Source organism: Apibacter sp. (assembly GCF_025291155.1).
Classification (GTDB): Bacteria; Bacteroidota; Bacteroidia; order Flavobacteriales; family Weeksellaceae; genus Apibacter.
This window is the reverse complement of the sequence record NZ_JAMBJZ010000011.1, coordinates 1-21,051: the sequence shown is the minus strand read 5'-3', so window position 1 is coordinate 21,051 and position 21,051 is coordinate 1. Positions and strand designations below refer to the sequence as shown.

Genomic DNA, 21,051 nt, shown 5'->3' with positions numbered 1-21,051 from the left:
ACAAAATTGGTTTTATTTTATTTAGTTTATAAAGCAAAATTTTTGTTATCAAAAATTTTGCTTTTTATTTTAATAAAAGATTAATCAAAAAAATTAATCCTTAATTATCTCAATATTAAGTTCTTTCAATTGTTCTTTATAAATATAAGAAGGTGCATCGATCATAACATCTCTACCTGAATTATTTTTTGGGAATGCAATATAATCGCGGATTACTTCTTGTCCTCCCAAAATGGCTACCAGACGATCAAAACCAAAGGCAATTCCCGCATGAGGAGGAGCTCCAAATTTAAAAGCATTCATTAAGAATCCAAATTGAGCTTCAGCATCTTCCTCTGTAAATCCTAATAAAGAGAGCATTTTTCCCTGAAGTTCCTTATTATAGATTCGAACAGACCCACCTCCAATTTCATTACCATTCAATACGAGATCATAAGCATTAGCTCTTACTTCACCGGGCTTAGTGTCTAAAATGGATATATCCTCAGGCTTAGGGGAAGTAAAAGGATGGTGCATGGCGAGATATCTGTTTTCATCTTCATCCCATTCAAGAAGAGGAAAATCCACTACCCATAAAGGTGCATATTCATCAGGATTTCTTAATCCCAAACGTTCCGCCAATTCCATACGTAAAGCACTGAGTTGAGGCCGCACCTTTTTTGTTGAACCGGATAATAGCAGTAGCAAATCACCAGGTTGCGCATTTGCTCTATTAATAACGATTTTAAGCTGGTCTTCCGAATAAAATTTATCTACAGAAGATTTAATGCTTCCATCCTCGTTATAACGTATATATACTAATCCTGAAGCTCCTATTTGAGGCCGTTTCACCCAATCGGTAAGCTCATCCAATTGTTTTCTAGTATACGAGGCACATTTTTCAACATTTATACCTACAACTAATTCTGCTTCATCAAATACTTTAAAGCCATTGTTTTGCAATTCTTCATTCAATTCAATAAATTCCATTCCAAATCGAACATCCGGTTTGTCATTACCATATCTTCTCATAGCTTCAGCATAAGTCATTCGCGGAAATTTATCAAAAGAAATGCCTTTAAGCTCTTTTAATAAATGTTTAGTTAACCCTTCAAAAGTGTTAAGAACATCTTCCTGTTCTACAAAAGACATTTCACAATCTATCTGTGTAAATTCAGGTTGACGGTCTGCACGTAGATCTTCATCGCGAAAACATTTAACCAATTGAAAGTATTTATCTAGGCCAGCAACCATGAGTAGTTGCTTGAATGTTTGAGGAGATTGAGGTAAAGCATAAAATTGTCCCGGATTTATACGTGAAGGTACAACGAAATCACGCGCTCCTTCAGGAGTTGATTTTATTAAAACAGGAGTTTCAACTTCAATAAATCCTTTACCGGAAAGGTAATTTCTCACCAATTGTGCAACTTTACTCCTGAAAATTAATTTATCTTTTACCGGATTACGCCTTATATCCAGGTATCTGTATTTCATACGTATCTCTTCCCCTCCGTCGGTATCATCTTCAATAGTGAAGGGGGGAACCAAAGATTCGTTAAGTATGGATAATTTTTCGACTAAAATTTCAATAGAACCTGTAGATATATTAGGATTTTTGCTCGATCTTTCAATGACTGTTCCTGATACTTGAATTACATATTCACGACCCAATTTTCTTGCTTTCTCAATTAAGTCCTTATCAGTACGTTGTTCATCAAAAACAAGTTGAGTAATTCCGTATCGATCGCGTAGATCAATCCAAGTTACAAAACCTTTATCTCGAATTGTTTGTATCCATCCGGCAAGAATTACCTTTTGCCCGATATTTGATTCATTAAGTTCTCCGCAGGTGTGGGTTCTATACATTGTTGACAATTTTAATTACAAAAATAATTATTATATCTTGAATAAAAGATGAAATCTAACAATATCAAAAATAATTAATTTTAAGGTTGAACTTTTTACATGTCTTATTTAGATATCTTTTGAAAACAACTTTTCAATCAGTAATATGAATTTATTTAATTAGAATATTTTATTCAAAGCCATTTTTTTCTTTTCAACCAATAATAAATAATTAACGTAATAATAAACATAATAAATATTATGATCGGATAACCCCATTTATAATCGAGCTCAGGCATAAAATGAAAATTCATACCATAGATACCGGCTATAAAAGTTAACGGCATAAAAAATATGGAGAATATGGTCAAAGTCTTCATAATCTCATTGGTTTTTTGAGAAGAAAGAGAAATATAAAGATTAAGCAAATTATTCAGATCATCCATCACCTGCTCATAAAGAGTGGTAAGTTTTAAATACAAGTCTTTCACGTCTTGATGAGCCGCTTTTTCTTGTTTAGTAGGCTTAACTGAGTTAATAACTTCATCTGAAAGGATCAATAATTTGGTGCATAGATTTGTTTTTCTTTTTAAAGAATAGATGTTCTGCAATACTCTTGAATTAGGACTTTTTAAAAAAAGTTTATTTTCATAGGATTCTAATCTGTTTATAATATGTAAAATGGAGTCATTATAGGTTTGTAAAACACATTTTAAAATTTTAATAATGACCATATTGGTCGATATAGTTTCCTCTTTATTTAAACATTTGGTGACAATCTCATCAATAAAAGGCATTTCTATACGATGTATAGTAATGATTAAAGATTCATTAAAAAAAATGGCAATTTTGTTAGATAGACTTTCAATATTTGTATCTTTTTTTTCTCCTTTATGTACAACTCTTAATATGAGGAAATTAACTCCGTTTTCAGTTTCAAATTTTGGTAGGTGATTAGGTTCTAAACTATCCGCAAGGTTATAGAAATTAAGATTGCATTTTTCTGCAATTTCTTGCATCTCCTCTTTAGAAGGGTTAAATAAGTCTATCCACTTAAAATTTTGTTGGTTTATTATTTTTACTGCCATTAATTACTTTTTTAAAATAATATTACTCTTAGGTTTAAAATTAATAAAATTTCAAAAAATAAATTAAATTATTACATTGTTAATTATATGTATGGATTTAAATTGCTAATTTTTTAGTAATTTTGAAATTATATTATCTTGTTTGTGTTTGTTGAAAAAAATAATTTTTTAGTTGTATTATTAGAGGAAACAAAATCAGATCAATAGATAAATAATATTGATAAAATTCTTACATTAAACAGCTATTATTAAAGATAACGGTTATAAACTTTCAAGTTCGTATTTTTGGCTATGAATGGTAAAAGCTTCTTCCGTTCTTGCAGAAAAATACAGATTATTGACTCTGACATTGTTATGATCATATACATACCATAATAAGCAATCTTGCTTCCAATAAATTTGTAATCCGTTGTATCTAACGGCATCTTCCCATTCAGTATGAATAAAAATCTCAAGATCTTCATCAGAAATATTGGAAATTCCAAAAAATTCATATCCTCCCTGTGCACATTGATAATAGAGCATAACAATTATAAATTCAATAAGAGGAATTTGTTCCTCAAACCATTCATTTTCATTTAATAATTGATAAACTTTCGGATTAACATTTTCTTGATCAATTTCAAACCCCCAATAGCATATATTTTGATTTTCCTCCAGAAATACTATTTTGTTTCCATCTTTCTGTAGTTGGCTGGGTAAAGCAAATCGATTAAAAGATTCCATCAGCATATTATTTTTTCCGACCAACAGATACAAATCACGTAAAATATTAGGTAAAGTAGTTCCTAACTTAATTTCAATCTTGTCAAGTTCAGAAGGTTTTACTCCGTCATTTTTAGTTAAGCTTCTGCCTAGCAATCGTTCAGCCAAAGAGTTAATAGTATGCATTTACATAAATTTATTCAAAAATATATATAAATTTAAATTTATAAAATGATTTTTACTTAAAAGTAATGAAAATGAAATGATTATATTGTAAGGAAATTTTCTTATTGCTTAGGTTTAAAGCAATTATAATGAAGTATAATTAATTTTTAGCTATATTTGGAGGAAGAAAAGTTAATTAATTTATTCTATTTATAAAATTACCGATAATAGCTTTTCAATGGTAATTTCTCCCAAGTTATTATTAGAATGAATTACTCTTTTTATTAATGATTAATATATAAATAAAAGAATTATGAAGCTTTTATTACTAAGCAATTCCACTAATGTGGGGGAGAGATATCTTGAGTTTTCCAAATATCAAGTCCAGTCATTTTTAGAGGATGAAAAATCAAATATTCTATTTATTCCTTATGCAGCCGTAACGTTTTCCTATGATGAATATGAAAATAAAGTAAATGAAGCCTGGAAATCAATACATGTAAAAGTGCAAAGTATACATCATTTTTCAGATGTTGAAGAAGCCGTAAAAAATGCTGATGTAATAGTGGTAGGTGGAGGAAATACATGGCAGTTGGTAAGAAAATTACAACAAAAAAAAGTATTATCTCTTATACGTGAAAAAGTAAGTATGGGAACTCCATATATAGGATGGAGTGCAGGATCTAACATTGTATGCCCAACATTACGAACAACTAACGACATGCCTATTATTGAGCCAGAAAATTTTCAAACCCTAAATCTAATACCTTTTCAGATAAATCCACATTATTTGGATGTCCACCCTTCTGATTTTGGTGGAGAAACACGAGAGCAACGTATCATGGAATTTATACATTTAAATCCTAATGTATATGTAGTAGGGCTCAGAGAAGGTACAATACTACATTATGAAAATAAAAAACTAAGACTTATTGGTGAAAAAACTGCAAGAATATTTATACATAATCAGCCCATAAGAGAATTGGATTCTTCAGAAGATTTCAATTTTTTGCTTACATAACTAAAGTGCTAATAAATAAAAATTTAAAAAATCATATTTTTGCATAAATAAATCTATATATGTCATTATATCCATTGCTATTTCAGCCTTCTTTCCATTATAGAATATGGGGTGGGAATAAATTAAAAAATCTCGGAAAAAATATAACAGAAGAAAATATAGGAGAAAGTTGGGAAATATCTACAGTTCCGGGATCAGTAAGTATAGTTTCTAATGGAATTTTGAAAGGAAAAGATTTAGATGATTTAATTAAAGAGTACAAAGAACAGCTTGTAGGGAAAAAAATATATCGGAAATATGGGAATAGGTTTCCCCTTCTTATTAAGTTTCTAGATGCTGCTCAGCCCTTATCCGTTCAAGTGCATCCTAACGATGAGTATGCCGAAGTTCATCATCATTCATTTGGAAAAACAGAAATGTGGTATGTATTGGACTCTGAGCCTGATTCTAAAATTATACTAGGGTTTGAAAAAGGGATAAATAAAAGTATTTTTGAAGAAAGCATTGAAAACAACACGTTACATTCAATTCTAAGAAAAGTACATCCGGAAAAAGAAAATGTAATTTTTATTCCTTCCGGAACTGTTCATGCTTTAGATAAAGGAGTGTCGGTAATTGAAATACAGCAAAATTCGGATGTAACTTATAGGATATACGATTACGATAGGATCGATAAAAACGGAAAAAAAAGAGATTTACATATCAAACAAGCAGAGGATGTAATGGATTTTTCTTTTGTTGATGAGCCTTTTTTGCAATATGATAAAAATTCGGAAGAAGCAACAATTGTTACTTCACCGTTTTTTACGGTTTCTAAAATGGAAATTACAGAAAATAAAATCCTTTTTTCTTCGGGGAATTCCTTTCGAATACTCATTTGTATTGAAGGAGAATGTTCAATTTTGAATCAAAATATACCTGTTATTATTACTAAAGGACAAACAGTATTGCTTCCGGCAGCCTTATCAAATATAGAAATAAAGCCTCATGTTAAAACGAAACTTTTAGAGGTTCATATAGATTAAATATGAAATATCTCAAGACAGTAGCAACAATTCTTTGGAAAGTATGGTTTTATATTTTAACAGCCCTATGTACACTTACTGTTGGAGTTATAATTTATCTGATGTCTTATCAGAATAATAATAAGCTTACTTATTTCTTTATGCGTATGTGGGGATGTGTGATTTTTTACGGATCAGGATTTACATATTCTTTATATTCGAAAGTGAATTTAGACCCAAATGAAAATTATATTTTTATAGCCAATCATACTTCTTTAATTGACGTGGTGTTAATGTATGTGCTTCATCCGAAACATCCCATAGTGTTTGTTGGTAAAAAAGAGCTTGAAAAATATCCTGTATTTGGTAGAATTTATAAAAAGGTATCTATCCTAGTAGACAGATCAAATAATCAAAGTAAGCAAGCCGTATTCTCAGCTGTAAAAAAAGAATTGACCCAAAATAATAGAAATGTTGTTATTTTTCCGGAAGGAGGGGTTCCAAAGCGTAAAATAATTTTAGAAAAATTTAAAGATGGAGCCTTCATATCTTCCGTTTATTGCAACAGTCCGATAGTTGTGTACGTATTTCATAACCTTAAGAATATGTTTCCTTTTGTCTTTAATTTAGGATATCCGGGTAAAGTTAAAGTAGAACGAATTAAAATTCTATTTCCGGAAGGGGTAACCAAACAGGACCTCAAAGAAGAAGCTTATCATCTAATTTATGAAAGAATTAAAGATGATAAGATAAACCATGCAAATATTAGATAAATAATTCTATATGTTAGATACGTTAATAGAGTATGGATATATAGGATTATTTGTAGCTTCTTATCTTGCAGCTACAATTTTACCGTTTAGTTCAGAGGCTGTCCTTACCGGTATTCTTCTTATGGGAGGAACTCCTTGGATAAGTATTGTAATTGCCGCCATCGGAAATTGGTTAGGAGGAATGACCAGTTATTATTTGGGAAGGTTAGGCAAAATAGAATGGATCGAAAAATATTTAAAAATCAGAAAGGATAAGATAGACACTGTATCTCATAAACTAAATAAAAAAGGAGCATATATTTCTTTTTTTTCTTTTTTACCAGTAATTGGTGATGTTATTCCGGTTGCTTTGGGATATACGAAAGCAAATATTTATAAGGTCTCTATCTCCATGTTAGCAGGTAAATTATTTCGTTATGTTATTATTATGTATACCTTTAAAAGTTTTACTAGTTTTTTTTAAATTTTAGAGCTTTTCCATTCCTCGAAATTGTTTAGCTTATTTATATATGAATAAATTTGTTGAGATAAAACGCTAATTTCCCGAAGCTGATAAGTAATTAATGATTGATTTTCCGCCAAAAGATTTAATTCTTCTTCTTTCTCTATACATTCAATGTCACAATTAACTAAAGTACCCTCAATGTTCAATAAACAGTTATTTAAGTTATTTTCAACTGAAAAAATTAATTGAGAATCAATTTCCGTAGCTAAACTATTCTGGTTGATATAGGATCTAAGTGAAGAAATTCTTGTAGAAAGAAGATTAATAAATGTTTGAATATTATAAATATCGGATTTGTAATTTTTTGAGATTTTGGGCTCAGAAATAATTCTTTGAAAAGCACTGGATAAGTTGGATGTTTCAAGCAAAACATCTCTCCTGGATAGCTTTATTTCTGTATCAGAAAGTTTATCATCATTCAATAAATTATAGGTTATTTTATTAAAATAATCTAAATTAGATTTAAGTAATTTATCAATTAAAACAGGAAGATTTTTATACTCCCAGGTGGGAAGAAAGGAGAAGCTTACTATAAAGCTAATTACTACTGCAATGGTTGTTCCTCCCAAACGATGATAAATATTGGTCCAGCTGTCGCTTCCGCTATGCTCTAAAAAAATCAGAAGTATAACAAATATAGTAACAAAAGCAACTCCAGTTCTATAATTGATAGGAATAAAGCTATACGCACCTACTATACATATAAATGTAACTACACAAATAACATAAATGTTGTGAGTAATAAGTAGTAAACTGAGAGTAATGAGTCCTCCAATTATGGTTCCTTGTAGTCTTTGGATACATGAATTTTTAGTATTTCCATATACGGGTTTTAAAATCAAAATTATGGTTAAAAATACCCATGCATAATATTCAATTTTCAGTAAAGTACAAATAATATATGAAACGGAAATCGCTAAACTTACTCTTAAAGCATGTTTAAAGATATTTGATTTTAGATTTAAATTAGCCTTAAAAGTTGAAAAATTATAATTGTATTGTCTGGTAAACTTTTCTAAATCTAAGTCTTCATATTGCTTTTTCTCGGTTCTGAATTCACCATTTATAAGGGATTTTATGAATCCCGTCTGTTTATAAAAAGATTTAAATATAAAGCGAACATGCTTCAATGCATTAATATCAATATTAGCATCTTCATTTTTATTATTTTCAAGATCAATTATACGATTTTTAAAGTAGTCTAATTGAGAAATATCTATAGAAACTGAAACATTTTTATGTAAATTTATGGACCAACTTAATTCATAAAGAATATGTTCCATGTTAGATAAATGATATTCAAAATCCTTTTTTAAATTACTTTTAATAAGAGAGTCAATTAATTTATTGTCTTGAAGATTTAATGATATCAGCTGTTCATATAAATCAATTAAGGCGCTGAATATCAAAGTCATCTTTCTTCCTTTTGCAGAAAAGCTTTTTGCATTTATTCTTAATTTAAAAAGGTTTTCTCGAATATCTTCATGATTAATATGTATTTTTTCCTGTTTTTCAAATAATTTATTTAATACTTCGGTTTGTTTCTGAATATTTGTAGGATTTTTTAACTTTATAAGGAAATATTCATGAATAAGTACAGTATACTCGTATAAATATCTAATATTTTCACTTATTTTTTGTTCAATAACCCTATACGGTTGAATTCTCCATAAAACTAAAGAAATAAGCCCATATAAAAGTACACCCAGCATCATTCCCAATGTGTTCATTACAATGTGATTGCCCTCAAAACTACAAGCATATACCACACATAGCAAGGAAGATATGCTTACACTTACAGCCCGAGAACCGTATATAAAAAACATGGAAAAGAAAAAGCCGCATAAAGTAATCCATATACCGAAAATAACTTTGTGGGAAATCAATAATTGGCTGACGAGGACTACTAAAAAATAAAATAAAGCAGCAATGGATTGTGTGTTAAATTTAACACGTATCGATCCGGGATTATCTCCCAAACCGGCAACCAAAGCTCCTGAAGAAGCAACTATACCAATACCCGGTCTATTAAAAAGCCAACCGGCAATCAACGGAATAACTATAGCTACAGCTATACGCAATCCACGGCTGAAATAAAAGCCGAGAATAAAAAAAGTACTTTCCGATACTATGTGTTTAATTTTTTGCTGCATATAAGTGTATAAGCAGAGGCATGCAAATTATTTATTAAGATTAAATTTTATCCTTCAAGTCCGAAAATCATGTTGGATAAGATAATAGCTAAAACTATACAGGTTATAACTATATACATACGATCCTTTTCGATGGCAAAAGCTATTATAGAGAAGGCGACCCGCAAAACGGGGGTGGCTATTAACACGGCTACACCTAATTGAATGATAGCTAAACCGTCTAATTTTAAAACAGCAGGAAGAAGTGTGGATAATTCCCTTAAATAATTAGGAGCACCTACAAAAGTTTTGAAGTTCAATTCTTGATCCGGATGTTGGGATATATAAATTACACCACCAGTAATAGTAATAAGAGAAGAAAGAATTACTCCGTAACGTAACAGTTTCCCTATATAGAGCTCTACATCACGTTCCTCCCAGAATTTTTTTGAAAAAAAATTAACCATTATATCAACTTAAAGTTTAGGAAAATTTATATGAGGAAACCATCTAATTAATGAGGGTTCTAACCCTCTATATATCATTTGAATAGCAAGTATAGCTATAACTAGACTAAAAATTTTTCGCAACAGCTGCACATTAATAACCATCAATATTTTAGAGCCTAAAAATGCACCTAGCAAAACTCCTACTACCACAGGCATGGCAAGAAAGGGATCAATCTGACCTCTTTGGAAATAAATAACCGCGCTGGCAGCGGCTGTTACGCCAACCATAAAATTAGAGGTAGTGGTAGACACCTTAAATGGTATTTTCATGGCAGTATCCATTGCCAATACTTTAAGAGCTCCCGATCCAATGCCCAATATACCTGAAAGCACACCTGCCACTGTCATTAGTGAAAATCCGGCACCAATATTTCTAACATTATAATTTTGAATTCCATTAGGGGTAGGATAGGTTCCGTTTAATTTTAGCTTGGTCGCCAGCTTACTTCCCGGAGCAGTATAATCAATAGCTGCATTTTTCTTTCTCAATGTCATGATCGAAGAGAAAATGAGAGTAAAACCTAAAATAATATAAATGGCCGAAGTAGGCAAAAATACGGCTACCAATGCACCTAATACAGCTCCAGTAGTGGTGGCAATTTCAAGAAACATTCCAATACGAACATTGGTCATTCCTTCCTTTATATAGGCTGCTGCCGCTCCGGAAGAAGTGGCAATTGAAGTTACGAGTGCGGTACCCACCGCATATTTTATATCGACACCAAAACCGAGAGTAAGCAGAGGAATAATTACCACTCCGCCACCAAGTCCTGTAAGTGATCCCAATGTCCCCGCCGCAATTGCTCCAAAAAAAAGGATAATTGTAAAAGTTATTATTGTCAAAATGATTTGAAATTAAGAAATTATACAACAAATTTAAGTATTCCTTTCCAATAAGGGACATGAAAACAAATTGAATTTATATACACGATAAAAATTATAACTCAATCCATAGAAAGAATGATGCCTATACTCACTATGAGCATAGGCTTTCTTATCTTTTATTCGGTGCTTAGATAAACCTTTTAAGCATTTAACTGAGTAAAAATAGCTTCCCAGTCATGGTTGAGCTTTTTAAGTTTAGATTTTAATTCGGAATATTCTTTAAGTTGCTCATCTTTAGGGTTTTTTTTGGTGAAAATATCTTCAAAAGAAGAAATCTTTTCTTCAGTTTTTTCTATGTCGTTTTCAAGTTTAGACAACTTATTTTCAAGGGATTTCTGTTCCTTAGTTTTGGATTGAACTTCCTTGCTTGCAGTTGTTGTTTGAATTGCTTTTTGAGTTTTAGTAATACTTGATTTTTCAAGATCCACCTCTCTCATATTTTCTTTTTTTCGATATTCTAAATATTCAGTAATATTCCCTAAAAATTCTTTTACTTCTCCATTTCTAAATTCAAACACCTTATCTGCAAGTCCTTCCAGAAATTCTCGGTCGTGAGATACCAAGATAAGGGTCCCCGAGAAATTTTTTAAGGCCTGCTTAAGAATAGCTTTGGATTGTATATCCAAATGGTTGGTAGGCTCGTCCATGATTAAGGTATTAAAAGGACGAAGAAGTAATTTGCAGAGAGCTAGACGGTTTCGTTCGCCACCGGAAAGGACCGATACTTTTTTATGAACTTCATCTCCTTGGAAAAGAAAGGACCCTAATAAATCCCGTACTTTCGGACGAGATTCTTCAGTAGCAGAATCTTCTGCTTCTTCCAAAATAGTTTTATAAGGATTTAGTACTTCAGCCTGGTTTTGAGCGAAGTATCCAATTTGTACATTATGCCCTATTTCTAATTTTCCTTCATAGGAAAGAAGACCGTCCATAATTTTAGCTAGTGTGGTTTTTCCTTGCCCGTTTTGTCCAATGAAAGCAATTTTTTCTCCTCTTTCGATATAAAAAGTTGCGTTTTCAAAAACGGTATGTGTGTCAAAAGATTTTCCTAAATTTTCCGCTTTAAAAATAATCTTTCCGGGAGTTACGCTTGGTTCAAATCGTATATGAAAGCGAGTCACATCATCATCCTCAACTTCGATACGTTCAATTTTATTTAACTTTTTTATTAAAGACTGGGCAAAAGAAGCCTTATTTGCTTTTGCTCTGAATTTGTCAATAAGTTGCTCTGTACGTTTAATTTCTTGTTCTTGATTTTTTTGAGACTGAATTATTTTTTCTTTTCTTTCCTGTCTTAAAATGAGATATTTGGTATAATTTGCTTTGTAATCCTGAATGGATTTATTGGAAATTTCAATCGTTCGGTTCGTTACATTAGTTAAAAATTGCTTATCGTGTGACACCAAAACAACAGCTCCATTGTAGTTAATTAAAAAGTTTTCCAACCAAATAATTGATTCTATATCTAAGTGATTAGTCGGCTCATCCAAAAGTAAAACGTCGTTTTCTTCTAGTAACAATTTTGCCAATTCAATTCTCATTCTCCATCCTCCCGAAAAATCATCAGTAAGTCTATTAAAATCTGATTCTTTAAAACCTAACCCTTTTAATATTTTTTCAATCTCCCCGTCTATAGTATAACCTCCTAATGTTGAGTAACGTTCGGTAAATTCTGTTAAGTTAGTAATGAGTTTGTGATATTCATCAGACTCATAGTCTGTTCTCGAAGCAAGCTCATGGTTGATTTTATCTATTTTATCATTAATTGCATTGAGTTCCGTAAATGCTTGCTTGGCTTCTTCCCATACGGTTCTTCCCATTTCAAAATCTAAATCCTGCTTCAAAAACCCGATACGTACTTCTCCTTCTTTCTCAACAGTACCTTCTGTAGAAGGTTGCTCTCTAGATAAAATTTTTAATAAGGTTGATTTTCCTGCTCCATTTTTTCCTGCTAATCCAATTCGATCATTCTTGTTAATTCTAAAATTTACATTTTCAAATAAATAAGTTCCAGCAAAATGTAAACCTAAGTTTTGAACTAATATCATTTTTCTCTTAAATTTTGAATAGACAAAGGTACTACTTTTAATCTTATTAGATTTACAATTGTCTAATTAGAAAAATTTAGAATAAATTTGTTTTTTTAAATATAATCTTATGAAAAATATAATTTTTTTAATAGTAACTTTAATAAGTTTTAATTTTACATTAACTTCATGTAGTGATGATGACAATAACAACTATGTTCCCATAGTGGAAAATAGTTCAGATGCAATGGTACATTCTTTTACAGTAGTTAAATTTGATCGAATTATTAGTAAATTTACTTATGCTATTGATCGTTCTTTTGTGAATAAATTGCAGTCGTCAAGTAATGTTTTAGTATATAGACAAGTAGGTTTTGACAATATTGGAAATCCAGAATGGGAGTTGATGCCAAGCCAATATTCTATTGAATACATAATTCCGGGAAATTCTCAAGTAGAAAAAGGTACGCTAACTTATTACCATACGTTTTCAACTGATGGCTTTACCATATATGCGGATGCTGATTATGACATTGATTTCTATAGTCCTGAAGCGATACATGATCAAACATTTAGAATTGTAGTAATACCTGGTATTTGGGCTCGATCAAACCAATCAATGGTAAATTATAAAAATTATAATGAGGTAATTAAATATTATCATATAGATGAAAGTAAGATTACAACCTTACAACCGATAAAGAAATAAACAGAAATAACTAATATAAAAAAAGAGGCTTATTATAAGCCTCTTTTTTTGAATAAAATACATTCATTATTTTTCATATCGTTTCATAACCCTTTCACTAACTCCTACGTTAGAGAATCCTCCGTCATGGAAAAGATTTTGTAGAGTAACCTTTTTCGTTAGATCGGAAAATAAAGTAATACAATAATTGGCACAATCTTCTGCGGTAGCATTACCTAACGGAGATATTTCATCAGCAAATTCAATAAATCCTCCAAAGCCTTTAACACCGTTTCCGGCAGTAGTAGGAGTTGGTGATTGCGAAATAGTATTTACCCTAACTTTCTTTCGTATACCCCATTCATATCCGAAACTTCTAGCGATACTTTCCAAAAAAGCTTTATTATCTGCCATATCATTGTATCCAGGAAAAGTTCTTTGTGCCGCAATATAAGAAAGAGCAACAATACTACCCCATTCGTTCATTGCGTCCTTATCCCAAGCTGTTTTCATCACTTTATGGAAAGAAACGGCAGATATATCCCATCCTTTAGTTAACCATTCGTAGTTTATATCTGTATATTCTTTATTTTTTCTGACATTAACGGACATTCCTATTGAATGTAAAATAAAATCAAGCTTTCCGAATTTTTCTAGAGCATGATCGAAAAGTTTGTTCAAATCTTCCATAGAAGTAGCATCTGCAGGGACTGTATCTGAGTTGGTTTTTTCAGCCAAAGCATTAAGCTCTCCTTTTCTAAGAGCAACTGGTGAATTAGTCAGGATAAATTCTGCTCCTTCTGCGTGGGCTTGTTCTGCAACTTTCCAAGCAATGGAGTTGGAATCTAACGCTCCGAAAATAATTCCCTTTTTTCCCTTTAATAATCCGTGAGACATAGTATTTATTTAAAAATGTTAACAGAACAAATTTATGTAAATAATTTAACATAGAGACGAAAAGTTTGTTATCTTATTTTGAGCTAAAAACAATAGGTTGATACTATTTAAATTCTATTCAATTATAATAGGTTATTACAAATAGATTAAAATTGAGCATGGTTTGTGCGTTTTATTATAAATTATCCAGGAATGTATTGATTTGATAGAATAGGATATAAATATATTTAGTGTACTAAATAGTATCCAGGTATTCTTTAAGATTTCATTCATTGTTTATAAATTTGAATAAATATTCTAAAAAATGAATAAAACTAAAGACAGAATTGATTTCTTAAGGAAGGAATTGACTGATTTAAATTATAAATATTATGTGTTAGATCAGTCGGAAGTATCCGATTATCAGTTTGATGTAATGATGGAAGAACTGAAAAAATTAGAAAAAGAAAATCCGGAATATGACAATCCCAATTCCCCTACACATAGAGTGGGAGGACAAATAACCAAAATTTTTCCGACTGTAAGACATGAAAGACGGATGTATTCTTTGGATAACAGTTATTCTTTTGACGATATTAAAGACTGGGCGGTTAGAATTTCGAAATCTATAGATGAAACAGTAGAATACGTCTGTGAACTTAAATACGATGGACTCTCAATTAGTATATTATATGAAAATGGGCAATTAGTACAAGCGGTAACCAGAGGAGATGGTTTTCAAGGAGATGATGTTACCCATAATGTTCGGACTATACGATCAGTTCCTCTTCATTTAAAAGGAAAATATCCGCAACGTTTTTACATAAGAGGAGAGATAATTATGCCTAAAAAGTCGTTAGAGAAGTTAAATGAAGATAGGAAAAAAGAAGGGCTTGAACCCTATGCGAATCCACGAAATACAGCCAGTGGAAGCTTAAAATTACAAGATAGTGAAGCTGTGGCTAAAAGAGGATTGGATTGCTACTTATACTATGTATTGACTGATGATAGAAAATACAGTACGCAATGGGATTCTTTGCAAAATGCAAAGGAGATGGGGTTTAAAGTAGGAAATTACGCCAAATTATGTTCTAACTTAGACGAAGTAACCAAATTTATTGAGTATTGGAATACTGAAAGATATAATTTACCTTTTGAAATAGACGGAGTTGTTATTAAAGTTAATTCAATATCTGAACAAGAAGAACTAGGATATACGGCTAAATCTCCACGTTGGGCTATTGCTTATAAATTTAAAGCTGAAAAAGTGGAAACTCAGTTATTAAGTGTTGATTATCAAGTAGGAAGGACAGGGGCGATTACTCCTGTAGCTAAATTAAAACCGGTATTGGTAGCTGGAACTACAGTGAAAAGAGCTTCTTTACATAATGAAGATTTTATTGCAAATATGGATTTGCGAATTAATGATAAGGTCTTTGTAGAAAAAGGAGGAGAAATTATTCCTAAAATAGTAGATGTAAATTATGATAAAAGGGAACCAGGTACCATAAAATTGGAATTTATTAAAAATTGTCCAGCATGTGGAACTCCTTTAGTTCGAGAAATAGGAGAAGCAGCACATTTTTGTCCTAATGAAAAAGCTTGTCCTCCTCAAGTAATGGGTAGGATGGAACACTTTGTTTCCAGAAGGGCCATGAATATTGACAGCGTAGGAGCGGAGACTGTATCCATGCTTTATGAAAATGGATTGGTTAAAGACATGTCAGATTTTTATACCTTGAAAAAAGAACAACTAATTGGGCTGGATAGGATGGCCGACAAGTCCGCACAAAATATCATTGACGGAATTGAAGACTCGAAAAAAATTCCTTTTGAAAAAGTTTTATATGCACTGGGAATTCGTCATGTAGGTGAAACTATGGCTAAAAAATTAGCTAAAAGATTTAAGTCTATTGACGGTTTACAAAAAGCTACATTAGAAGAATTGGAAAATACAGCAGATGTAGGAAATAAAATTGCTCTAAGCATACAAGAATATTTTGCAAATCCGGAGCATTTAATCCTTATTAAAAAGCTCAAAGATTCAGGATTACATTTCGAAACTGAAGATTCACAGGAGGAAGTTTCTCATATATTAGAAGGAAAGACATTTTTATTTACAGGAAAATTAACTGCTTTTACTAGAGATCATGCAGAAGAATTGGTAGAAAAAAATGGAGGTAGAAATATTTCTTCCGTTAGTAAAAATTTAAATTATTTGGTGGTAGGCGAAAAAGCAGGATCTAAATTAAAAAAAGCAGAACAATTAGGGACGGTAAAAATTATAAATGAATATCAATTCTTAGAATTATTTGAAAATGAGGGCATAAACCCCACCGAATAAGACCACTAAAATTATAACTTTTTATAAAATATAGCATGAACTGCAATAAACCATTGCAGTTCATGAATTATTAATGATTTCTATCGAACAATACTTCTTCAATATCTTCTAATCGAAAACCTTTTGCTTTTAATAAAATAAGATAATGATATAACAGATCTGCTGCCTCATTTTTAAACAAAATATCATCATTATCCTTAGCTTCAAGAACTACTTCAACCGCCTCTTCTCCAACTTTTTGAGCAACTTTATTAATTCCTTTCTCATAAAGCTGATACGTATACGATCCATTAACTTTTTCCTCAATACGTTTGTTAATAATGTCTTGTAATTTATACACAAATCCTTTAGTACTTTGTTCCTCAAAACAGGAATAACTGCCTGTATGGCAGGTAGGGCCTGCAGGAGAAGCCTTTATTAAAAGGGTATCACAATCACAATCAAGTTCGATCTTCTTTACCCATAAATAATTCTGAGAAGTTTCTCCTTTAGTCCATAAACGTTTTTTACTTCGGCTAAAAAAAGTAACTTTCCCTTCTTGTTTAGTTTTTTCAAAGGCTTCTTCATTCATATAGCCAAGCATGAGTACTTGTAAAGTAAGATCATCCTGAATAATGACAGGAATTAACCCGTTGCTTTTTTCAAAATTTATTTTCATCGAATAGGTATATTTTTAGTTTTTAAATATTTTTTTAATTCTTGGATAGGAATTTCATCAAAATGAAAAATACTAGCTGCAAGAGCTGCAGATGCTTTCGTATTTAAAAAAACATCAGCAAAATGTTCTTTAGCGCCAGCTCCCCCCGAGGCAATTACCGGAATATTTACCTCTTCTGCGATTGTTTGAGTAATATCAAGAGAAAATCCGCTTTTAGTACCATCATTATTCATGGAAGTAAGTAAAATCTCTCCGGCGCCCAGTTCTTCAGCTCTCTTTGCCCAGTCAAGCGTAGAAATAATAGTGGGAGTTCTTCCCCCATGTGTATAAACTTTCCATCCTGTTTTTTCTTTTTTGGTGTCAATGGCAACTACCACACATTGGCTACCAAATCGAGAAGCAATTTCAGAAATTAATTCCGGTCTTTTTACTGCTGAAGAATTGACACTAACCTTATCTGCACCGGCTTGAGTTAGTGAATAAACATCTTCTACAGAATTTATTCCTCCTCCAACCGTAAACGGAATGTTGATTTCATTAGCGATTTTCTCGACCAAGTGTAATAAGGTAGAACGATTTTCAATCGTTGCCGTAATATCAAGAAACACCAATTCATCTGCTCCTTGTTGTACATAAGCCTTAGCCAGCTCTACCGGATCTCCGGCATCAGTAAGGCTCACAAAGTTTATGCCCTTTACAGTTCTTCCATTTTTTATATCCAGACAGGGGATAATACGTTTTTTTAACACTTTATTATTTTTTATATAAGCAATTTCCGGCATTAAAATTTGATGAAAACATAAAAATAATCAAAAATGAGATTATTCTTATTTTTCCATAATTATTGTATTTGTAGAAATTGTTTAAGTTCATTTAATTTGATTTTACCTTCATAAATAGCCTTACCTATAATTGCTCCTTCACAGCCGATTTCTTTCAGCATATGTAAATCATCTAGGGAAGATACTCCGCCACTGGCAATAAGATTTATTGAGGAGGATTGAAGGATTTCATTATATAAATCTGTGGAAGGTCCTTTTAGAGTTCCATCCTTAGAAATATCCGTACAAATTACATAACGAATTCCTTTATTTTCATACTCTTTAATGAAATCCACGACTTCAAAAGAAGAAGACTCTGTCCAACCTTGTGTTGCTATCATTCGATGGTTGCAATCTGCACCTAAAATGATTTTGTCACTTCCAAAAGTAGAAAGCCAAGAAAGAAATAATTCTTGATTTTTTACAGCAATACTTCCTCCAGTAATTTGCGATGCACCGTTTTCAAAAGCAATCTTTAAATCTTCATCACTTTTCAATCCACCTCCAAAATCAATCTTTAAAGAAGTTTGTGAAGCTATTTTATACAGGGTCTTATAATTAATAATTCGATTGGATTTTGCTCCATCTAAATCTACAACGTGTAAAAACTGAATACCGATGTCCTCATATTCTTTTGCAGCATCTAATGGGTCTTCCCGATATACTTTTTCAGTAGAATAATTACCTTGGGTTAACCGTACGCATTTTCCATTAATAATATCTATAGCGGGTATAATTCTCATTTTTTTTAGGATTAAAATTATTTATAAGTAATAAAAAAAGACATAGGTAATCGTGAATTGATAGGTATCATAGTGAATAATAATTACAGTTCCATAAAACTCTTTAATATTTTATCTCCTACATCAGCCGATTTTTCAGGATGGAACTGAGTGGCAAAGAAATTATCTTTCTGTAAAGCTGCACTAAAAGGTAAAATATAAGTACAGGTGGCAGAGGTATTTTCACATAATTCAGCATAATAACTATGTACAAAATAGACATCTTCGTTATTCTCACTTTTGGTAAAGATATCACCCTTTAAATCATATAAGGTATTCCATCCCATATGCGGAACTATATCTGTAGAAGGAAATTTTCGTACGTTAACATTGAAGATATTAAGGCAATTCGTATCTCCTTCTTCCGAATGAGAGCACATCAATTGTTGCCCTAAACAGATACCTAGAAACGGGCGTGTAATGGATTTTATTAATATATCCATACCTCTATCTTGTAAATATGTCATAGCGCTTCCGGCTTCACCAACGCCGGGAAAAATTACTTTATCGGCATTTAGAATATCGCTCTTATTGTCTGTAACCATAGACTCAACCCCCAAGCGGGAAAGAGCATTCTGTACAGATTTTATGTTTCCGGCATTATATTTTATAATTGCTATCATTTTTTACGAACCATTAGAATTATATGAAACTATAAATTTTTAAAAAATTTTTAATTTTTTGATTTTAAAATATTGGGATCAAATGTTTATAAGATAAAGACAAAAATGATAATTCGTATTATAGACTTCCTTTAGTACTTGGTATAGCAAAATTGGCATCGGTTTGCTTAACAGCCATTTTAATAGCTTTAGCAAAAGCTTTAAAAATAGCTTCTATTTTATGATGTTCATTAGTGCCTTCAGCTTTTATATTCAAATTACATTTAGAATTGTCGCTAAAAGACTTAAAAAAATGATAAAACATTTCAGTAGGCATTTCTCCAATTTTGTCTCTTGCGAACTCAGCTTCCCATACAATCCACGGACGTCCTCCAAAATCAATTCCAACTTGCGCCAGGCAGTCATCCATTGGTAAAAGAAACCCATATCTTTCAATTCCTTTTTTGCTTCCCAAGGCTTGTAACATTGCTTCACCTAATACAATACCGGTGTCTTCAATCGTATGATGTTCATCAACATTCAAATCGCCATCAACTTCAATATATAGATCCATATTCCCATGTTTAGCTATTTGTTCCAGCATATGGTCAAAAAAGCCTAATCCTGTAGAGATGGTACTTTTACCCGAACCATCCAAATTTATTTCCACAGAAATTTTAGTTTCTTTGGTATTACGGACTACCTTAACCTTACGAGGTTGTTTCTTTAAATATCGATAAATTTCTTCCCAACTTTGTGTTTGTAAATCTGCCTCGTTATTTTTTTCCATACCCATATATATAGAACGACAGCCTATATTCTTAGCAAGTTGTACGTCGGTTAGTCGATCTCCGATTACATAAGAATGAGCAAGGTCATAATTTCCTTTTAGATAATGAGTAAGCATTCCTGTTCCCGGTTTTCGAGTTGGAAGATTTTCGTGTTCAAAACTTTTATCTATTAGAATTTCTGAAAACTTTATTCCTTCATTCTCAAAAGCTTTTATGATTTTATTTTGTGCAGGCCAGAAAGTTTCCTCCGGAAAGGATTCGGTACCTAATCCATCCTGATTGGTAACCATAACCAATTCATAATCCATTTCGCGAAATATTCTGGAAAGGTTTTGAAATACCAAAGGATAAAACTCAAGTTTTTCTAAGCTATCTAGTTGATAATCTACAGGAGGCTCTATAACCAAAGTGCCGTCGCGATCTATAAATAATACTTTTTTCATAGGGTATCATTTAATGTTTGTAATGAATTGATTAATGTAAGATTTTCTTCAGGCGTTCCCACCGTTATGCGTAGACTGTCTTTAATTTTAGAAGACTGGTCTCGTACAATAATTCCCTTTTGTATAAGTTGGGTAAAAACTTGATCGACATGAGAAAATTCGACTAGAAGGAAATTAGTATCGGAAGGATATATTTTTGTAACTATAGAAAGTTTTTCCAATGCGGAGCGTAGCTTCTTTTTTTCTTCGAGAATAATAGATTTTCTTTTTTCAAATTCACTGTCTTGGTTCAGTGCTTCTATAGCAGCCTTTTGATTTAAAGCGCTTATGTTATAGGGATGTTTAACTTTATTTAACAACTGAATGATTTCCGGATTGGCATAAGCCATACCAATTCGTACGCCTGCT

20 protein-coding genes are annotated in these 21,051 nt (G+C 31.6%); 6 read left to right on the top strand and 14 right to left on the bottom strand.

Annotated features, from left to right (window positions below; translation table 11 throughout):
• Positions 1-93: 93 nt before the first annotated feature.
• The 3 genes from aspS to M3Z80_RS02335 form a co-directional block, all read right to left on the bottom strand.
• Entirely contained in the window at positions 94-1,845 is a 1,752-nt protein-coding gene (aspS, locus tag M3Z80_RS02345) for an aspartate--tRNA ligase (RefSeq protein ID WP_293917170.1), read from the bottom strand.
• 173 nt (positions 1,846-2,018) lie between these two features.
• Positions 2,019-2,912, bottom strand: a complete 894-nt coding sequence (locus tag M3Z80_RS02340; protein ID WP_293917167.1) for a CorA family divalent cation transporter — start codon at positions 2,910-2,912, stop codon at positions 2,019-2,021.
• Between the two features lie 261 nt (positions 2,913-3,173).
• The gene (locus M3Z80_RS02335; RefSeq protein ID WP_293917164.1) at positions 3,174-3,803 is read right to left on the bottom strand and encodes a hypothetical protein; all 630 of its coding nucleotides are present in this window, start codon (positions 3,801-3,803) and stop codon (positions 3,174-3,176) included.
• Positions 3,804-4,095: 292 nt separating this feature from the next.
• On the opposite strand from M3Z80_RS02335, the gene pepE reads away from it, so the two are divergent.
• From pepE to M3Z80_RS02315, 4 genes are read left to right on the top strand one after another with little or no spacing between them, the layout of a single operon-like run.
• Positions 4,096-4,803 (top strand): dipeptidase PepE, encoded by a 708-nt coding sequence (gene pepE / locus M3Z80_RS02330; RefSeq protein WP_293917163.1) that lies wholly within the window; start codon positions 4,096-4,098, stop codon positions 4,801-4,803.
• Between the two features lie 59 nt (positions 4,804-4,862).
• Entirely contained in the window at positions 4,863-5,828 is a 966-nt protein-coding gene (locus M3Z80_RS02325; protein WP_293917161.1) for a type I phosphomannose isomerase catalytic subunit, read from the top strand.
• Positions 5,829-5,830: 2 nt separating this feature from the next.
• Positions 5,831-6,580 carry a lysophospholipid acyltransferase family protein gene (locus M3Z80_RS02320; RefSeq protein WP_293917159.1) on the top strand — a complete coding sequence of 250 codons (750 nt, stop codon included), beginning with the start codon at positions 5,831-5,833 and terminating at the stop codon, positions 6,578-6,580.
• 10 nt (positions 6,581-6,590) lie between these two features.
• Complete coding sequence (locus M3Z80_RS02315; RefSeq protein WP_293917157.1) at positions 6,591-7,043, top strand: YqaA family protein; 453 nt, start codon at positions 6,591-6,593, stop codon at positions 7,041-7,043.
• Here the strand turns inward: M3Z80_RS02315 and M3Z80_RS02310 are convergent.
• The 4 genes from M3Z80_RS02310 to M3Z80_RS02295 form a co-directional block, all read right to left on the bottom strand.
• Positions 7,040-9,238: an FUSC family protein gene (locus M3Z80_RS02310; protein ID WP_293917155.1), complete on the bottom strand. Its 2,199-nt coding sequence runs from the start codon at positions 9,236-9,238 to the stop codon at positions 7,040-7,042. The genes M3Z80_RS02315 and M3Z80_RS02310 overlap by 4 nt on opposite strands.
• Positions 9,239-9,285: 47 nt before the next feature.
• Positions 9,286-9,684: a DUF1634 domain-containing protein gene (locus tag M3Z80_RS02305; RefSeq protein WP_293917153.1), complete on the bottom strand. Its 399-nt coding sequence runs from the start codon at positions 9,682-9,684 to the stop codon at positions 9,286-9,288.
• A gap of 9 nt (positions 9,685-9,693) precedes the next feature.
• Positions 9,694-10,569, bottom strand: coding sequence for a sulfite exporter TauE/SafE family protein (locus M3Z80_RS02300; protein ID WP_293917150.1), 876 nt, complete (start codon positions 10,567-10,569; stop codon positions 9,694-9,696).
• Between the two features lie 182 nt (positions 10,570-10,751).
• Positions 10,752-12,659 carry an ABC-F family ATP-binding cassette domain-containing protein gene (locus M3Z80_RS02295; protein WP_293917148.1) on the bottom strand — a complete coding sequence of 636 codons (1,908 nt, stop codon included), beginning with the start codon at positions 12,657-12,659 and terminating at the stop codon, positions 10,752-10,754.
• 109 nt (positions 12,660-12,768) lie between these two features.
• On the opposite strand from M3Z80_RS02295, the gene M3Z80_RS02290 reads away from it, so the two are divergent.
• On the top strand, positions 12,769-13,347 hold the full coding sequence (locus tag M3Z80_RS02290; protein ID WP_293917146.1) for a hypothetical protein: 579 nt from the start codon (positions 12,769-12,771) through the stop codon (positions 13,345-13,347).
• A gap of 66 nt (positions 13,348-13,413) precedes the next feature.
• On the opposite strand, the gene M3Z80_RS02285 is transcribed toward M3Z80_RS02290, so the two are convergent.
• Positions 13,414-14,223 carry an enoyl-ACP reductase FabI gene (locus M3Z80_RS02285; RefSeq protein WP_293917144.1) on the bottom strand — a complete coding sequence of 270 codons (810 nt, stop codon included), beginning with the start codon at positions 14,221-14,223 and terminating at the stop codon, positions 13,414-13,416.
• A gap of 304 nt (positions 14,224-14,527) precedes the next feature.
• On the opposite strand from M3Z80_RS02285, the gene ligA reads away from it, so the two are divergent.
• A complete protein-coding gene (gene ligA, locus M3Z80_RS02280) occupies positions 14,528-16,546 on the top strand; it encodes an NAD-dependent DNA ligase LigA (protein WP_293917143.1) in 2,019 nt (672 codons plus the stop codon).
• Positions 16,547-16,616: 70 nt separating this feature from the next.
• Here ligA and hisIE read toward each other — a convergent pair whose 3' ends face one another.
• From hisIE to M3Z80_RS02250, 6 genes are all read right to left on the bottom strand, one after another.
• Positions 16,617-17,204: a bifunctional phosphoribosyl-AMP cyclohydrolase/phosphoribosyl-ATP diphosphatase HisIE gene (hisIE, locus tag M3Z80_RS02275; RefSeq protein ID WP_293917141.1), complete on the bottom strand. Its 588-nt coding sequence runs from the start codon at positions 17,202-17,204 to the stop codon at positions 16,617-16,619.
• The gene (hisF, locus tag M3Z80_RS02270) at positions 17,201-17,953 is read right to left on the bottom strand and encodes an imidazole glycerol phosphate synthase subunit HisF (protein ID WP_293917139.1); all 753 of its coding nucleotides are present in this window, start codon (positions 17,951-17,953) and stop codon (positions 17,201-17,203) included. The genes hisIE and hisF overlap by 4 nt, the downstream gene beginning before the upstream one ends.
• A 92-nt stretch (positions 17,954-18,045) precedes the next feature.
• Complete coding sequence (hisA, locus tag M3Z80_RS02265; RefSeq protein ID WP_293917137.1) at positions 18,046-18,768, bottom strand: 1-(5-phosphoribosyl)-5-[(5-phosphoribosylamino)methylideneamino]imidazole-4-carboxamide isomerase; 723 nt, start codon at positions 18,766-18,768, stop codon at positions 18,046-18,048.
• A gap of 83 nt (positions 18,769-18,851) precedes the next feature.
• On the bottom strand, positions 18,852-19,430 hold the full coding sequence (gene hisH, locus M3Z80_RS02260; RefSeq protein WP_293917134.1) for an imidazole glycerol phosphate synthase subunit HisH: 579 nt from the start codon (positions 19,428-19,430) through the stop codon (positions 18,852-18,854).
• Between the two features lie 118 nt (positions 19,431-19,548).
• Complete coding sequence (gene hisB / locus M3Z80_RS02255; protein ID WP_293917131.1) at positions 19,549-20,643, bottom strand: bifunctional histidinol-phosphatase/imidazoleglycerol-phosphate dehydratase HisB; 1,095 nt, start codon at positions 20,641-20,643, stop codon at positions 19,549-19,551.
• The coding region (locus M3Z80_RS02250; protein ID WP_293917130.1) for an aminotransferase class I/II-fold pyridoxal phosphate-dependent enzyme at positions 20,640-21,051 on the bottom strand (412 nt) is incomplete at its 5' end. The genes hisB and M3Z80_RS02250, both read right to left, overlap by 4 nt.

Coding starts and splice junctions, on each gene's coding strand:
- M3Z80_RS02325 (WP_293917161.1), top strand. CDS start 4,863: ATGTCATTATATCCATTGCTATTTCAGCCTTCTTTCCATTATAGAATA.
- pepE (WP_293917163.1), top strand. CDS start 4,096: ATGAAGCTTTTATTACTAAGCAATTCCACTAATGTGGGGGAGAGATAT.
- hisB (WP_293917131.1), bottom strand. CDS start 20,643: ATGAAAAAAGTATTATTTATAGATCGCGACGGCACTTTGGTTATAGAG.
- hisIE (WP_293917141.1), bottom strand. CDS start 17,204: ATGAAAATAAATTTTGAAAAAAGCAACGGGTTAATTCCTGTCATTATT.
- ligA (WP_293917143.1), top strand. CDS start 14,528: ATGAATAAAACTAAAGACAGAATTGATTTCTTAAGGAAGGAATTGACT.
- M3Z80_RS02290 (WP_293917146.1), top strand. CDS start 12,769: ATGAAAAATATAATTTTTTTAATAGTAACTTTAATAAGTTTTAATTTT.
- M3Z80_RS02295 (WP_293917148.1), bottom strand. CDS start 12,659: ATGATATTAGTTCAAAACTTAGGTTTACATTTTGCTGGAACTTATTTA.
- M3Z80_RS02310 (WP_293917155.1), bottom strand. CDS start 9,238: ATGCAGCAAAAAATTAAACACATAGTATCGGAAAGTACTTTTTTTATT.
- hisH (WP_293917134.1), bottom strand. CDS start 19,430: ATGATAGCAATTATAAAATATAATGCCGGAAACATAAAATCTGTACAG.
- M3Z80_RS02315 (WP_293917157.1), top strand. CDS start 6,591: ATGTTAGATACGTTAATAGAGTATGGATATATAGGATTATTTGTAGCT.
- M3Z80_RS02340 (WP_293917167.1), bottom strand. CDS start 2,912: ATGGCAGTAAAAATAATAAACCAACAAAATTTTAAGTGGATAGACTTA.
- M3Z80_RS02320 (WP_293917159.1), top strand. CDS start 5,831: ATGAAATATCTCAAGACAGTAGCAACAATTCTTTGGAAAGTATGGTTT.
- aspS (WP_293917170.1), bottom strand. CDS start 1,845: ATGTATAGAACCCACACCTGCGGAGAACTTAATGAATCAAATATCGGG.
- M3Z80_RS02305 (WP_293917153.1), bottom strand. CDS start 9,684: ATGGTTAATTTTTTTTCAAAAAAATTCTGGGAGGAACGTGATGTAGAG.
- hisA (WP_293917137.1), bottom strand. CDS start 18,768: ATGAGAATTATACCCGCTATAGATATTATTAATGGAAAATGCGTACGG.
- M3Z80_RS02285 (WP_293917144.1), bottom strand. CDS start 14,223: ATGTCTCACGGATTATTAAAGGGAAAAAAGGGAATTATTTTCGGAGCG.
- M3Z80_RS02335 (WP_293917164.1), bottom strand. CDS start 3,803: ATGCATACTATTAACTCTTTGGCTGAACGATTGCTAGGCAGAAGCTTA.